The organism is Alphaproteobacteria bacterium (genome assembly GCA_019635875.1).
GTDB lineage: Bacteria > Pseudomonadota > Alphaproteobacteria > Reyranellales > Reyranellaceae > JAFAZJ01.
On sequence record JAHBYP010000003.1, the window covers coordinates 492471 to 507098 of the forward strand.

15 protein-coding genes are annotated in these 14628 nt (G+C 68.8%); 10 read left to right on the plus strand and 5 right to left on the minus strand.

Features of this window, described 5'->3' with window-relative positions; genetic code table 11:
- The first annotated feature begins 34 nt into the window (after positions 1–34).
- The 9 genes from KF889_13605 to KF889_13645 all read left to right on the plus strand — a co-directional run bounded on the left by KF889_13605 (position 35) and on the right by KF889_13645 (position 10360).
- Positions 35–898 (plus strand): SDR family oxidoreductase, encoded by an 864-nt coding sequence (locus tag KF889_13605; GenBank protein ID MBX3500479.1) that lies wholly within the window; start codon positions 35–37, stop codon positions 896–898.
- A gap of 101 nt (positions 899–999) precedes the next feature.
- Entirely contained in the window at positions 1000–2616 is a 1617-nt protein-coding gene (locus tag KF889_13610; protein ID MBX3500480.1) for an acyl-CoA carboxylase subunit beta, read from the plus strand.
- 10 nt (positions 2617–2626) lie between these two features.
- Positions 2627–3793, plus strand: coding sequence for an acyl-CoA dehydrogenase family protein (locus KF889_13615; GenBank protein ID MBX3500481.1), 1167 nt, complete (start codon positions 2627–2629; stop codon positions 3791–3793).
- A gap of 3 nt (positions 3794–3796) precedes the next feature.
- Complete coding sequence (locus KF889_13620; GenBank protein MBX3500482.1) at positions 3797–4957, plus strand: acyl-CoA dehydrogenase family protein; 1161 nt, start codon at positions 3797–3799, stop codon at positions 4955–4957.
- 49 nt (positions 4958–5006) lie between these two features.
- Positions 5007–5822: an enoyl-CoA hydratase/isomerase family protein gene (locus tag KF889_13625; protein MBX3500483.1), complete on the plus strand. Its 816-nt coding sequence runs from the start codon at positions 5007–5009 to the stop codon at positions 5820–5822.
- Between the two features lie 2 nt (positions 5823–5824).
- Positions 5825–6298 (plus strand): cupin domain-containing protein, encoded by a 474-nt coding sequence (locus KF889_13630; protein ID MBX3500484.1) that lies wholly within the window; start codon positions 5825–5827, stop codon positions 6296–6298.
- On the plus strand, positions 6295–8262 hold the full coding sequence (locus tag KF889_13635) for a biotin/lipoyl-binding protein (protein MBX3500485.1): 1968 nt from the start codon (positions 6295–6297) through the stop codon (positions 8260–8262). Before KF889_13630 ends, KF889_13635 begins: the two co-directional genes overlap by 4 nt.
- Positions 8263–9306, plus strand: a complete 1044-nt coding sequence (locus KF889_13640) for an alpha/beta hydrolase (protein MBX3500486.1) — start codon at positions 8263–8265, stop codon at positions 9304–9306.
- 37 nt (positions 9307–9343) lie between these two features.
- Entirely contained in the window at positions 9344–10360 is a 1017-nt protein-coding gene (locus tag KF889_13645) for an ABC transporter substrate-binding protein (GenBank protein ID MBX3500487.1), read from the plus strand.
- 441 nt (positions 10361–10801) lie between these two features.
- Here KF889_13645 and KF889_13650 read toward each other — a convergent pair whose 3' ends face one another.
- A complete protein-coding gene (locus tag KF889_13650; GenBank protein MBX3500488.1) occupies positions 10802–10996 on the minus strand; it encodes a hypothetical protein in 195 nt (64 codons plus the stop codon).
- 184 nt (positions 10997–11180) lie between these two features.
- On the opposite strand from KF889_13650, the gene KF889_13655 reads away from it, so the two are divergent.
- Positions 11181–11726, plus strand: a complete 546-nt coding sequence (locus tag KF889_13655; GenBank protein ID MBX3500489.1) for a cysteine hydrolase — start codon at positions 11181–11183, stop codon at positions 11724–11726.
- Between the two features lie 4 nt (positions 11727–11730).
- On the opposite strand, the gene KF889_13660 is transcribed toward KF889_13655, so the two are convergent.
- The 4 genes from KF889_13660 to KF889_13675 all read right to left on the minus strand — a co-directional run bounded on the left by KF889_13660 (position 11731) and on the right by KF889_13675 (position 14459).
- Positions 11731–12174: a BON domain-containing protein gene (locus KF889_13660; GenBank protein ID MBX3500490.1), complete on the minus strand. Its 444-nt coding sequence runs from the start codon at positions 12172–12174 to the stop codon at positions 11731–11733.
- 282 nt (positions 12175–12456) lie between these two features.
- Positions 12457–13260, minus strand: a complete 804-nt coding sequence (locus KF889_13665) for a putative DNA-binding domain-containing protein (protein MBX3500491.1) — start codon at positions 13258–13260, stop codon at positions 12457–12459.
- Positions 13257–14114, minus strand: coding sequence for a DUF692 domain-containing protein (locus tag KF889_13670; protein MBX3500492.1), 858 nt, complete (start codon positions 14112–14114; stop codon positions 13257–13259). The genes KF889_13665 and KF889_13670 overlap by 4 nt, the downstream gene beginning before the upstream one ends.
- 96 nt (positions 14115–14210) lie before the next feature.
- A complete protein-coding gene (locus KF889_13675; protein MBX3500493.1) occupies positions 14211–14459 on the minus strand; it encodes a hypothetical protein in 249 nt (82 codons plus the stop codon).
- Between the last annotated feature and the right edge of the window lie 169 nt (positions 14460–14628).

The following is a 14628-nucleotide window of genomic DNA, read 5'->3' on the forward strand; positions in this document are numbered from 1 at the left end:
CGCCGTAACGTCGGTCGTACAACGAGGAGACGCCATGCGCTACCGGTCCGTGCTGCGCCCGGGATTGTTCGAGGGCCAGACCATTGTCGTGACCGGGGGCGGCAGTGGCCTGGGGCGTTGCGCGGCGCACGAGATCGCGGCGCTGGGCGCGCACGTAGTGATCACCGGGCGCAAAACCGAGAAGCTCGCCGCTGTGAAGGCCGAGATCGAGGAGGATGGCGGCTCCTGCGAGACCCAGGCCTTCGACATCCGCGAGGAGCAGCCGGTCAAGGACGCCATCGCCGCCATCGTGGCGAAGAACGGGCGCATCCACGGCCTGTTCAACAATGCCGGCGGGCAGTTCCCGGCCGATGCCGCGGCGATCAGCCAGCGAGGCTTCGACGCCGTGGTGCGCAACAACCTCACCGGCGGCTTTCTCGTCGCGCGCGAGACCTTCAACCAGTCGATGAAGGATCACGGCGGCGCGATCGTGTTCATGGCGGCGGACATGCGCAACGGCATGCCGACCATGGCGCATTCCGGCGCCGCGCGCTCGGGCACCGAGAACCTGGCGATGACGCTCGCCTTCGAATGGGGCCATGCCGGCGTGCGCGTGAATACCGTTTCGCCGGGCTGGATCGCGTCGAGCGGCATGGACACCTACGAAGGCGAGTTCAAGCGCAACATCCCGCTGCTGAAGAACCACGTGCCGGTGCGCCGGCTCGGCACCGAGAGCGAGGTTTCCGCCGCCGTGTGCTTCCTGCTCAGCGAGGCCGCGGCCTTCATCACCGGGTTGAACGTGCGTATCGACGGCGGCGTGCCCCTGGGCACGCGCAACATTCCCCTGCCCGACGGCCGCGGCACGACGGCCTTCAACGGCTTCCATCGCACCGTGGTGCCGAAGGTGCTGGGCGGATGAGATCCCTGGGACCGCCGGCGTCCCGCCGGCTCATTGCCGCAACGCAAGCCGAAGAGGCCGGCGGGGCGCCGGCGCTCCCACCACGCACCGGTCACTGAGCCATGCCCGTCATCGAGTCCCAGATCGACCCCCGTTCCGACGAGTTCAGGCGCAACCGCGAGGGCATGCTCGCGGCCATCGATGAATTCCGCGCCGCCGAGCGCGCCGTGCAGGCCGTGGCCGAGAAGGCGCGCGGCCGATTCAGGCAGCGCAAGCAGCTGATGCCGCGCGAGCGCGTGGCGCTCTTGCTCGATCGCGGCGCGCCCTATCTCGAGCTGATGAGTCTCGCCGGCTACCGTATGCACGACGACAGGGACGGCGCCGGCGCCGGCGGCGGCAACATTGTCGGCATCGGCTATGTCGAGGGCGTGCGCTGCGTGATCTCGGCCACCAACAGCGCAGTGAAGGGCGGCACCATTGCCCCGGCCGGCCAGCGCAAGGGCCAGCGCACGCAGCAGATCATCATGGAAAACAAGCTGCCGGTGATCAACCTGGTCGAGTCCGGCGGCGCCAACCTGCTCTATCAGTCCGAGATCTTCGTGCCCGGCGGCCGCGGCTTCGCCAACCAGGCGCGCATGTCGGCGATGGGCATCCCGCAGGTCACCGTGGTGCACGGCAGCTCGACCGCCGGCGGCGCCTACCTGCCCGGCCTCTCAGACTACGTCATCATGGTGCGCAACCAGGCCAAGGTGTTCCTCGCCGGCCCGCCGCTCCTGAAGGCCGCGACCGGCGAGGTTGCCACCGACGAGGATCTCGGTGGCGCCGAGATGCACAGCACGATCTCCGGCGTGTCGGAATGGATGGCCGAGAACGATGCCGATGCCGTCCGCCTGGCGCGCGAGGTCGTGCGCAAGTGGCACTGGAACGACAACATCCCCGATGGGCGTCCGCGCACGTTCCGCGAGCCGCTCTACGACATCGAGGAGCTGTGCGGTGTCGTGCCGCCTGACTATCGCCAGCCCTACGACGTGCGCGAGGTGATCGCGCGCATCGTCGACGGCTCGGACTTCCTCGAGTTCAAGGCGCTGTACGACCAGCAGACGATCTGCGGCTGGGCCGAGATCGAAGGCGAGCCTGTTGCCTTCATCGGCAACAACGGCCCGATCACCGTGAAGGGCGCGACGAAGGCGGCGCAGTTCATCCAGCTGTGCTGCCAGTCGGGCACACCGATCGTCTACCTGCAGAACACCACCGGCTACATGGTCGGCACCGATGCCGAGCGCGGCGGCATCGTCAAGCACGGCTCGAAGATGATCCAGGCGGTCGCCAACGCCTCGGTGCCGCAGATCACCATCGTCATCGGCGGCAGCTTCGGCGCCGGCAACTACGGGATGTGCGGTCGCGCCTACGATCCGCGCTTCATCTTCGGCTGGCCCAACTCCAGGACCGCCGTGATGGGCGGCGAGCAGGCGGCGACGGTGATGAAGATCGTCACCGAGCAGAAGCACATCCGCGAGGGCACCGAGGTTCCGACAGCGCAGATCGACAAGATGTTCAGGGGCATCGTCGATCAGTTCGACCGCGAATCGACGGCGCTGTTCAGCACCGCGCATCTCTGGGACGACGGGCTGATCGATCCGCGCGACACGCGCCGGGTGCTCGCCTACACGCTTTCCATCGCGCGCGAATCCATGGTGCGCAGGCTCAGGCCGACGACCTTCGGCGTGGCGCGGATGTAAGGACATCGAGATGAAGTTCACCGCCGAGCACGAGGAGCTGCGCCGCACCTGGCGCACCATCATCGATCGCGACATCAATCCGCACGTCGATGAATGGGAGGAGGCCGGCATCTTCCCGGCGCACGCATTGTTCAAGAAGCTCGGCGATGCCGGGCTCCTGGGCGTCGACAAGCCGGTCGAGTTCGGCGGCGCCGGCCTCGACTTCTCCTACGCCATGGTCTGCAGCGAGTCGCTGGGCTGGGTGCAGGGCGGCTCGGTGCCCATGGCGGTGGGGGTGCAGATCTCGATGGCGACGCCGGCCCTGGCGCGCTTCGGCAGCGACGAGCTGCGCCGCGAGTTCCTCGCGCCTTCGATCAGCGGCGACTATGTCGCCTGCCTCGGCGTCTCCGAGACCGGCGCCGGCTCCGACGTCGCCTCGATCAAGACCACGGCGCGCCGCGTGGGCGACGACTGGGTGATCAACGGCGGCAAGATGTGGACCACCAACGGCACCCAGGCCGACTGGATGTGCCTGCTGGCCAACACCAGCGACGGCGCGGTGCACCAGAACAAGTCGCTGATCTGCGTGCCGATGAAGACCAGGGGCGTGCAGGTCGTGAAGAAGCTCGACAAGCTCGGCATGCGCGCCTCCGACACCGCGCAGATCTTCTTCGACGAGGTCAGGGTGCCGGTGCGCAACACCATCGGTCAGCCCGGCATGGGCTTCATCTACCAGATGCGCCAGTTCCAGGAGGAGCGCCTGTGGGCGGGCGCCGGCACGCTGGCGGGCTGCGAGCGCATCATCAACGCCACGATCGAGTACACGCGCGAGCGCAAGGTGTTCGGCCGGCCGCTGCTCGATAACCAGGTGATCCACTTTCGGCTGGGCGAGCTCCTGACCGAGGTCGAGGCGCTGCGCTCGCTGGTCTACCGCGCCTGCGAGCAGCATCTGCTGGGCGAGGACGTCACCCTGCTGGCCTCGATGGCCAAGCTCAAGGCCGGCCGTCTGCGGCGCGAGGTGTCGGATGCCTGCATCCAGTACTGGGGCGGCGCTGGCTATCTCTGGGACAATCCCGTCGGTCGCTCGTTCCGCGACGGCCGCCTGGGGTCGATCGGCGGTGGTGCCGACGAGGTGATGCTGCAGATCATCGCCAAGTCCATGGGTACCCTGCCCCGCCCGGCGAAGAACCAGGAGTAGGCGATGCAGTTCTCAGCCGAACACGAGCAGATCCGCCGCACCCTGCGCACGATCATCGATCGCGACATCAATCCGCACGTCGACAAATGGGAAGAGGACGGCATCTTTCCGGCGCACGAGGTGTTCAAGAAGCTGGGCGATGCCGGCCTGCTGGGCATCCACAAGCCGGTCGAGTATGGCGGCATGGGGCTGGACTATTCCTACGCCATGGTGATGGCGGAGGAGTTGGGTCACATCAATTGCGGCTCGGTGCCGATGGCGATCGGCGTGCAGACCGACATGGCCACCCCGGCGCTGGCGCGCTTCGGCAGCGACGAGCTGCGCAAGGAGTTCCTCGCGCCGTCGATTGCCGGCGACTACGTCGCCTGCCTCGGCGTCTCGGAGGTCGGCGCCGGATCGGACGTCGCTTCGATCAAGACGACAGCCAGGCGCGTCGGTGGTGACTATGTCATAGACGGCGGCAAGATGTGGACCACCAACGGCACCCAGGCGGACTGGATCTGCCTGCTGGCCAATACCGGCGGCGAGCAGGTCCATCGCAACAAGTCGCTGATCTGCGTGCCGATGAAGACGCCGGGCGTGCAGGTCGTGAAGAAGCTCGACAAGATGGGCATGCGCAGCTCCGACACGGCGCAGATCTTCTTCGACAGCGTCAAGGTGCCGGCGCGCTACCTGATCGGCAGCGAAGGCATGGGCTTCACCTACCAGATGCAGCAGTTCCAGGAGGAGCGGCTGTGGGGCGCGATCAGCGCCGTGGTCGGCATGGAACGCCTGATCCAGCAGACCATCGAGTACACGCGCAACCGCAAGGTCTTCGGCAAGCCGCTGCTCGACAACCAGGTGATCCACTTCAAGCTCGCCGAGCTGCAGACCGAGATCGAGCTGGTGCGCTCGCTGTGCTACCGCGCCTGCGAGGAGTACATCGACGGCAGGGACGTCGTGATGCTGGCCTCGATGGCCAAGCTCAAGGCCGGCCGCATGGTGCGCCTCGTGGCCGACGGCTGCCTGCAATACTGGGGCGGCGCCGGCTACCTCTGGGAAAGCCCGACGGCACGCGCCTTCCGCGACACTCGCCTGGCCTCGATCGGCGGCGGCGCCGATGAGGTCATGCTGCAGATCATCGCCAAGCTGATGGGCACCCTGCCCCGGCTGGGCAATCGCTGATGTCTGTCATCACTTCGCTCGACACGACAGATTGAGACTGGAGTCCCCGATGGCCGATTTCCGCGCATCCTATGAGACGCTGATCCTGCGCCGCGAGCGCATGCGCCTCTACGTCACGCTCAACCGGCCGGAGGTGAAGAATGCGCTCAACCCGACCTTGCTGGCCGAGCTGCGCGAGGTCGTCGACATTCTGAAGGACCGCGACGACATCAAGGCGGTGATCCTGCGTGGCGCCGGCGGCACGTTCTGCGCCGGCGCCGACCTGAAGAACATGGAAGCGAGCATGGGCGAAGCACCCAAGGCCGGCGAGAAGGATCCCATCGCGACCGGCAACCGCCAGTACGGCACCTTCCTCGAAGCGCTCGGCAACCTGCCGCAGGCCGTGGTCGCCGCGGTCGAGGGCTACGCCATCGCCGGCGGCTTCGGCATCGTGTGCACGTCGGACATCGCCATCGTCACCGAGGACGCCGGCTTCGCCATGAGCGAGACCGCGATCGGCATCGTCCCGGCGCAGATCGCGCCGTTCGTCGCAGCCCGCATCGGCGTCTCGCAAACCCGCCACCTCACCCTGACCGCGGCGCGGTTCAAGGGGCCGGAAGCCGTGCGGCTGGGTATCGGCCACTACCTGGTGAAGGACAGCGCCGCGCTCGACTTCAAGCTCGAGGAAGTGCTCAAGCAGATCGACCGCTGCGCGCCGCTGGCCAATGCGCTCACCAAGCGGATCGTGATGCGCGTCGGCACCGAGCCGCTGTCGAAGACGCTCGACTTCGCCTCGGACTGCTTCGCCCAGGCGCGGCGCAGCTCCGAGGCGGCCGAAGGCCTGCGCGCCTTCGCCGAGAAGCGTCCGGCGAAATGGGCGCAATAGCCATGCCGCCCTTCCCGACCTGCGTCAGGGCCACCGACCTGCCGGAGCGGGTCGGCACCGACTATCCGCCGCCGTTCAACCAGCCTTGCCTGCAGCGTCGCCGCCGCGCGCTGGGCGACGCCTTCGGGCTCAGCCAGTTCGGCGTCAATCTGATGGAGCTGCCGCCGGGCGCCTGGTCCTCGCAGCGCCACTGGCACGAGCGCGAGGACGAGTTCGTCTATGTGCTGGAGGGCGAGGTCGATCTCGTCACCGATTCCGGCTCGACGACGCTCTCCGCCGGCATGGTCGCCGGCTTCCGAGCCGGCGAGCCCAACGGCCATCATCTGGTCAATCGCTCGGACCGCGTCGCGCGCCTGCTCGAGGTCGGCACGCGCAGCAACGCCGAGACGGCGCACTACGCCGACATCGACATGATGTACCGCGAGGTCGGCGTGCCTGAAGGCTACTACCACCGGGACGGCAGCCCCTACCGATGAGCTTCAGCAAGATCCTGATCGCCAATCGCGGCGAGATCGCGTGCCGGATCGCGCGCACCGCGCACGGGCTGGGCTATCGCACCGTCGCCGTGTACTCCGACGCCGACGCCGGCGCGCCGCACGTGTTGGCCTGCGACGAGGCGGTGGCGCTGGGCGGTACCCTGGTGGGCGACAGCTATCTCAATGTCGAGAAGCTGCTGGCCGCCGCGCGTGCTTCGGACGCCGACGCGGTGCACCCCGGCTACGGTTTCCTGTCGGAGAACGCCGGCTTCGCGCAGGCCTGCGCCGATGCCGGACTGGTGTTCGTCGGCCCGCCGCCCGCGGCGATCGAGGCGATGGGCAACAAGGCCGCCGCCAAGCGGCGTATGATCGACGCCGGCGTGCCCTGCGTGCCGGGCTACCAGGGTGCCGACCAGAGCGACGCGACGCTGATCGCCGAGGCGCACCGCATCGGCCTGCCGGTCATGGTCAAGGCCGCGGCAGGCGGCGGCGGGCGCGGCATGCGGCTGGTCGGCGATACCGCCGAGCTGGCCGAAGCGATCGCCGGTGCGCGCAACGAGGCCGAGAACGCCTTCGGTTCCGGCGAGCTGATCCTTGAGAAGGCCGTGATCGACGCGCGCCATGTCGAGATCCAGGTCTTCGCCGACTCGCATGGCAACGTCATCCATCTCGGCGAGCGTGACTGCTCGGTGCAGCGTCGTCACCAGAAAGTAGTCGAAGAGGCGCCCTCGCCAGCCGTCTACGGCGCGCTGCGCCAGCGCATGGGCGCGGCCGCTGTCGCCGCGGCGCGCGCCATCTCCTATCGCGGCGTCGGCACGGTGGAGTTCCTGCTCGGCGCCGACGGTGCGTTCTACTTCCTGGAGATGAACACCCGCTTGCAGGTCGAGCATCCGGTGACCGAGATGATCACCGGGCAGGACCTCGTCGCCTGGCAACTGCGCGTGGCTGCCGGCGAGAAGCTGCCGCTGGCGCAGGAAGACCTGAAGCTCGACGGCCACGCCATCGAGGTGCGGCTTTACGCCGAGGACCCCTATGCCGGCTTCCTGCCGCAGACCGGCACGGTGGCGGCGTGGCGGCCGGCCGAGGGGCCGGGTCTGCGCACCGATCACGGCATGCGCGACGGCCAGGCGATCTCCGCCTTCTACGATCCGATGATCGCCAAGGTGATCGCCCATGGCGCCAGCCGCGCCGAGGCGGTGCGCAAGGTCGCGCGCGCGCTGGAGCAGACCGTTGTGCTCGGCCCGACCACCAACCGGCACTTCCTGCTGCGTCTTCTGCGCCATCCCGTCTTCGCCGCCGGCGAAGCGACAACCGACTTCATCGGCCGGCACTTCGATGCCGCCGCGCTGACGCCACCCCGGCCCAGCGACGTACACTGGGCGCTGGCCGCCGCCCTGGTCTTCCGCCGAAGCGCTTCGGGCGTGACCCCGCTGCTGGCGGGCTGGCGCAACTCCAATCCCGTGGCCACGACGATGAGGCTGTCGACCGGCGAGGCGCGGCAGGAGACCCTGGTCGAGGGCGACGGCAGGCGGTTCACGGTGCGAATCGGCGAGCGCGTAATGGTCATCGGGATCGGCGCCGAGAGCGATGCCTGGCTGCGCGTCGCGGTCGATGGCGTGCAGCGCCGTGTCCAGGCGCTATGGGCGGACGACCGGCTGCTGCTCGACCTCGATGGCCTGTCGCTGACTTTTGCCGACGTCACGCACGAACCTGTCCAGGCGCGTGACAGTGCGGCGGATGGCGTGTTGCGCGCACCGATGGATGGCCGCATCGTGTCCATTCGAGTCGGCGCCGGAGACGCCGTCGAAAAGGGGCAGACGCTGGTCATTCTCGAAGCCATGAAGATGCAGCACCAGATCCGCGCCGCTTCGGCCGGCACCGTCGCCACGGTGTCGGTACGCGAGGGCGAGCAGGTCTCGGGCCGCGCCATCCTGGTGACCCTGTCGCCTGCCGCGGGCGGCTGAATGGCGCAGGCGTGGCGTCCTGTCATCGTCGTCGCCGCGCTGCTTTCATTCGCATCGGGCGCACGGGCGGCCGAGCCGACCCTCGATGAGATGCGCAGCGGCGGCCGGCTCGCGCCACGTTGCCTGACGCTGTACCAGACCTATCTCCTGGGCAGCTACAACCGCGCCTTCGCCATCGGCCCGCGCGGCGGTTGCGGCTACGCCACAGGCGCACGCACGCTGAAGGAGGCGCAGGACCGCGCCAAGGCCTTCTGCTCGCAGTCCGTGCCATTTGCCTGCACTGTCGTCGCCACAAACGACATCGCGCCGGACAAGCGCGCGGCGACGCCGGCGGAGGCCGCGCCGCTGGTGCGCGACCCCACCTTTCCCTTCCGCGGACCCGGGGAGGCCGCAGGCGCGATCATCTGGGGTCACGGCCGCGCCGCCCTGGTCAATGGCGTGCGCGAGGACCGCCGCGCGGCCCCCACCGCGCCGCTGATGCGCGCGCTGGCCTTCGCCGGCTGGGACCTGTTCCGTGCCGAGCGTGCGCCGGACAGGGACAACAACGCCGACGGCCTGGCGCTCACCCTCGAAGGCATCGAGCGGCTGCGCGCCATGGGCTACAAGCGCATCGTGCTCGCCGGGCAGTCCGCCGGCGGCTGGCTGGCGCTCACCGCCATGGGCAGGATCGACGGCCTGCACGGCGTCATCGCTCTCGCGCCGGCCTCGCACGGCAACCGCACGGTCCGCACGACTCGGCGCGAGCTGGCGCTGCGCGAGTTCGAGGACCTGCTCAAGGCCCGCCGCGATCCGGCAACCCGTGTCGTGGTGGCGCTCTTCGCCGCCGACGACTACGACCCGGATCCGCAAATCCGCGGCCGCTTGCTGCGCACGGCGGCCAGGAGTCCCGGGTTGCCCCTGCTGCTGATCGACCGGCCGCGCGCGCTGAAGGGCCATTCGGCCGGCACCACGCTCACCATGGCGCGCGACTACGGCGCCTGCGTGCGCGACTTCGTGCAGTCCCCGCAGGCGATCAGGGCCGGTGTACGCGGCTGTCCGCGGTGATACCCTGCGGGCAACGGTCATTCATTGGGGAAACGCGATGATCAAGACACTTCTCGCCACGCTCGCGGTGCTCGCGATGTCGGCGGCGGCCTCGGCGCAGGAAAAGCTCTCGATCGCGGCGCTGCGCTTCGTCTCGTCGGCGCCGATCTTCATCGCCCAGGAGAAGGGCTATTTCAAGGAAGCCGGGCTCGAGGTCGAGTTCAAGTTCTTCCAGGCCGCGCAGCCGATCGCCGTCGCTGTGGCCGGCGGCGACGCCGATCTGGGCATCACCGGGCTGACCGGCGGCTTCTTCAATCTCGCCGCCAAGGGCGCGATGAAGATCATCGCCGCGCAGTCGCGCGAGGAGCCGGGCTACGATTTCGTCGCCTATCTGGCCACCCCCAAGGCGCATGCCGCCGGCTTCACCGATGCCGGCAAGTTCCCCGGCAAGTCGATCGCCATCACCACGACCGGCTCGACCTTCCACTACATGCTGGGCATGCTGGCGGAGAAGCGCGGCTTCAAGCTGACCGACGTGACGCTGCGCCCGCTGCAGTCGATCCCCAACATCACCGCGGCGCTCAAGGGCGAGCAGGTCGACGGCGCGCTGCTGCCGGCCAACAACGCCTACAATGCCGAGAAGGAAGGATTCGCCCGGATCGTCGGCTGGGTGCATCAGGAGACGCCCTGGCAGCTGGGCGCGCTGTTCGCCGGCACGCCGGTCATCGAGAAGCGCCGCGCCGCGGTCGAGAAGTTCGTCGCCGCCTATGTCAGGGCCTGCAACGACTACGCCGAGGCCTTCCTGCAGCGCGACGCGCAGGGCAAGCGCAGCTTCGGCGAGAAGGCCGACGCGCTGATCCCGATCATCCAGAAGTACGTCGAGCCCAGGCCGACAGCCGACCAGGTCAGGGCCAGCGCCTCCTACATCGATCCCAAGGGCCGGCTGCTGGTGAAGAACCTCTACGACCAGGTTGCCTGGTACCAGGCCCAGGGCATGGTCGGCCGCGACGCCGACATGGGCAAGATGCTCGACCTCGACTTCGTCAAGGACCACCTCGACCCGGTGAAGAAATAAGGCACTCTGTCATCCAGAGCGCAGCGAACAAGGGTTCCAGGGTCGGCCCCCACACCCTCGCTGCGTTCGGAATGACAGCGCAGGTCTCCCGCTGCAGCACGGCAGCACCTTGTCGACGCTGGTCGGGTAGTCGCATACGCGCACGCCGCAGGCGTTGTGGACGGCGTCGGCCGCCGCCGCGCCGGCACCGCAGTTGCCGACCACGCCGAGGCCCTTGGAATCCAGGGCATTGGGCGCACGCATGGAGTCGACCACCGGCAGGTCGAACGCGACGATGCGGTTCGAGGTCAGGCGATGCGCCGCGGCGTGGAGCGAGCGCGTCCGGTTGACCAGTTGGACCTCGATCGACGCCCGGCGGGGGCGACGCCCGAAGTCTCAGCACGTCGTCCGCCGGTCGCCTCCGGCTGCCTCAGTCGCAGGCACCGGAATCATGGAAGCAACTCACTCCTCCATCATGTCCTGGTTCCTGTCGCGACGGTTCTTGTCCTGACCGGGATCCTGCTGCTGCCCCGGCTTGTTCTTGTCCGGGTTGCGCCGCTGATGCTGCTGCTGTTCACGCTGGCGCTGGCTTTCCTGCTGCTCCTGAGCGCGATTGCGGTCCTGCAGGTTCTGGTTCGGGTTGTTCGGGTTGGCCATCATTTCCCTCCTCCGGCGGACAGAAAGGGACGCGCGTCCGCCGCACCGGCCTAACGTCCCCTGCGAGAGGGTCGTTCCCTCTGGCAACTCCGCGCAGCGCCGGCCGTTAGCCAACTGTCGCCACAATGCGAGGAAGTCAGTGAATCGCATCCCCGGCCCCCGGACCGCGCATCTCTGCGTCGACATGCAGCGCATGTTCGGCGAGGAGTCGCCGTGGCGCATGCCGTGGATGGAGCAGGCCGTGCCGCACGCGGTGGAGCTGACGCAGCGCCATCCCGATCGCACGATCTTCACGCGCTTCATTCCGCCCCCCACGTCCGGCGATGTGCCGGGCGCCTGGCGCGCCTACTACGAGCGCTGGGAAGAAATGACGCTCGACCGCATCGACCGCAGCCTGCTGGGCCTGGTCGAGCCGCTGCAGCGCTTCGTGCCGCCGGCCCGCATCGTCAACAAGCGCTTCTACTCGGCGTTCCGGCAGACCTATCTCCGGCGGATCCTGGCCGAGGGTCACTACGATTCACTGGTCATCTCCGGCGGCGAGACCGACGTATGCATCCTGGCCACCGTGATGGCCGCGATCGATCTCGGCTTCTTCGTCTTCATTCCCGCCGATGCGATTTACAGCAGCAACGACCGGTTCCACGACTGCCTGCGGGAACTCTACGACAAGCGCTTTACCTCGCAGATCGAGGTGACGACCGCCGAGACGGTGCTCAGCACCTGGGTGTAGGCGCCTAGCGCCGCGGCGATCCGTCGTCGCCCAGGCGGCCGAGCGTCGACTGGCCGGATGCGTCCGGCGAGCGGTCCCTGATCCTGAGATTGTTCTGCACGTGCATCGTGCCCAGGATGCCTTCGGTGAGATCCTCGGCCAGGCGCTTGTCATGACGGCTCTCCGCCACGCCGTCCAGCGTCACCTCGCCATCCCTCACCGAGACCTCGATTCCACTGGCATCGAGCGAGGGCTCCTCGGTCAATCGATCGCACACCTCGTCGCGGATGCGCTCATCCGATCGCCTGTAGCCTTTCGGCCCGACACCACGGAAATTGCCCTCAATCCCGCGCGCCGGATCGGCCGCGCCGTAGCCCATGGGGTAGGGGCTTCCCCGCATCGCCGGGCCGGGCCAGTCTTCGGGCCCGAGATAGCCGATGCGCTCGCCATGTCCGCCCTGGCGCTGCATACCACCGCCCTGGCTGCCCGCACCGCGGCGATAGCGCGCGCCCGACACGCCCTCCAATCGCCGCCGCCATTCACCCTGATCCGAGCCGCTGTATCGCCCATGAGCGCCGGCGATCTCCTGCGACCCCTGATCGATCTCGTCGTCCGCCCTCCGTTCGTCGCGCCGATCCGGGTCGCGAGGCTGCCAGTCCCGCGGGTAGCGTCGTTGGGCCATGTCGCTCTCCTCGGCGTGCCCTCTCCTGCGCGGGAAACGGACCGTGGCCGGCGAAGTTGCGCGGTAGCCTCAGTCCCACGCTGCGTCGTCGATCAGACCGCCATCCAGCCACGCACGCAGCAGACCCGCGGCGCGCTCGGCCGCCGCCTCCTCGGCCCCCGCCTCCCTGGCGAGCGCGGCGCACATCATGGGAAACGTGGTGCCGCCGCGCATCGTATCGAGCGCGCGGGCCTCGTCGGGGCTCATCGAGCGGAACTGGGCGTCGGCACCGGCCGACGGGCGCCAGATCAGCCAGTCGACCGCGCCCTCCTCCGCGGGCACATCGAGCTCGCCCGGCGCGACGGCGTCACGATGCTGGAAGGCCTGCGGCGCCTGATGCGTCAGAGACAGACGCCGCAGCGAGGGCACGAACGACAGGCGCAGCGATTCCCATGCCTGCGGTGGCGCGGCGGCGAGCTGCTCGAAGCTCAGCGGCTCGGCGTCGGCCGCGTCGTAGGCCTCGCCCAGGGCCCATTCGAAGCGCGCCATGTCGGCGGCGGCCGGCGTCGCGCTGAAGGGCGACGTGGCGGCGAGGAAGTCGGCGAGGTCGCGGCCGAACCAGCGCACCGAGGGCTGCGTCGAAGGATGCGCCGCGATATAGGCCCGCGCCATCATGTCGAACTCGGCAGGCCCCGCCATCGCCAGCAGGCCGGGATAGTCGGTTGTCAGCGCTTCGATCAGCCGAAGCGCGTAGGCGTCGCGATAGACCGCCAGCAGCGTATCGCGGTCGGCCTTCGCGGTATCGAGCACGCGCGCGCGCAGCGCGTCGGCGGGCGCCGGCGTGCCGCGCATCCAGGCGGCGAACTCGGCCTGCAGCGCGGCGAGCGCGCTCACGCCGCCTTCTCCGGCGTCGCCAGCGTGGCCCGTGCGAGCGTGGACCGGGCGATGGAGCGCGCGCGATCGAGCTCGGCCACGAGATCGGCATAGGGCGGGATGTCGTCGTCGCGCTCGATCATGGTCGGCACCGGCCCGAAGCGGCGCAGCGCCTCGGCGTAGAGGGTCCAGACGTCGTCGATCACTGGATGATCGTGGGTGTCGATGATGTGCGTGCCCATGTGGCTGTGGCCGGCGAGATGGATCTGCTTGACGCGCGCGCGCGGGATCGCCGCGAGATAAGCGCGCGGATCGAACTCGTGGTTGAAGGCCGAGACATAGATGTTGTTGACGTCGAGCAGGATGTCGCAATCGGCGCGCTCGGCCAGGGCGGCAAGGAACTCCCATTCGCTGAGCTGCGATTCGGCATAACGCACGTAGCTCGAGACGTTCTCCAGCAGGATGCGGCGGCCGAGCATGTCCTGCACCCGCTCGACGCGCGTCGCGACATGCGCCAGCGCCTCCTCGGTGTAGGGCAGCGGCAGCAGATCATGCAGGTTGATGCCGGCGTGGCCGGTGAAGCACAGATGGTCGGAGACCACGCGCGGCTCGATCCGCGCGGCCAGGGCCTTCAGCCCGGCGAGATAGTCGAGGTCGAGCGGATCGCTGGCGCCGATCGACAGCGACACGCCGTGCAGCGCCATCGGATAGTCGCGGCGGATGCGTTCGAGCCAGACCAGCGGCCGGCCGCCGGCGACCATATAGTTTTCCGACAGCGCCTCGAACCAGTCGACCCGGCCGGGCTGCTCGGCGATCTCCTGGTAGTGCTGGTGGCGCAGCCCGAGACCGAACTGCATGTCGGCGACCCTCGTCATGGGCCCAGTGTAAGCGGGAAAGCGGTCACGCCAAGACGGAACGGGCGCCGCCGGTCTCCCGGGGCGCCCCTCCCGCTACAGGCGCGGCGCGCGCGATCAGCTGGCGACCTTGCCGCCCTTGCTGGTGCACTCCGCGGCGTCCTTGGCCGAGACCCAGCCCTGGCCCTTGCAGGCGTTCATGCCCTTGCAGCTCGACGACGCCGTCTTGCAGGCGCTGGTGCCCTTGCACGAGTTGATGCCGGTGCACTTCACGCCCGCCTGGGCGTGCGAGACGCTCGCGATCGTGCCGGCGGCGAACATGGCGGCGGCCGCGGCGGCGATCACGGTGGCGGTCCTGATGGTCATTGATGGAGCTCCCTTGGGTTCTGATTGGCGTACCGGTGCCCCGGCACGCGAACACCATGATCCACAGACGCGATCATCGGGAAGTAACAGCTTGGCGAGACGGCGACACGTCAGCGTGATGGTCGCGCGCAGGACCAGTGGATTATACGCGGCAGCGCTGCGGCCGGAT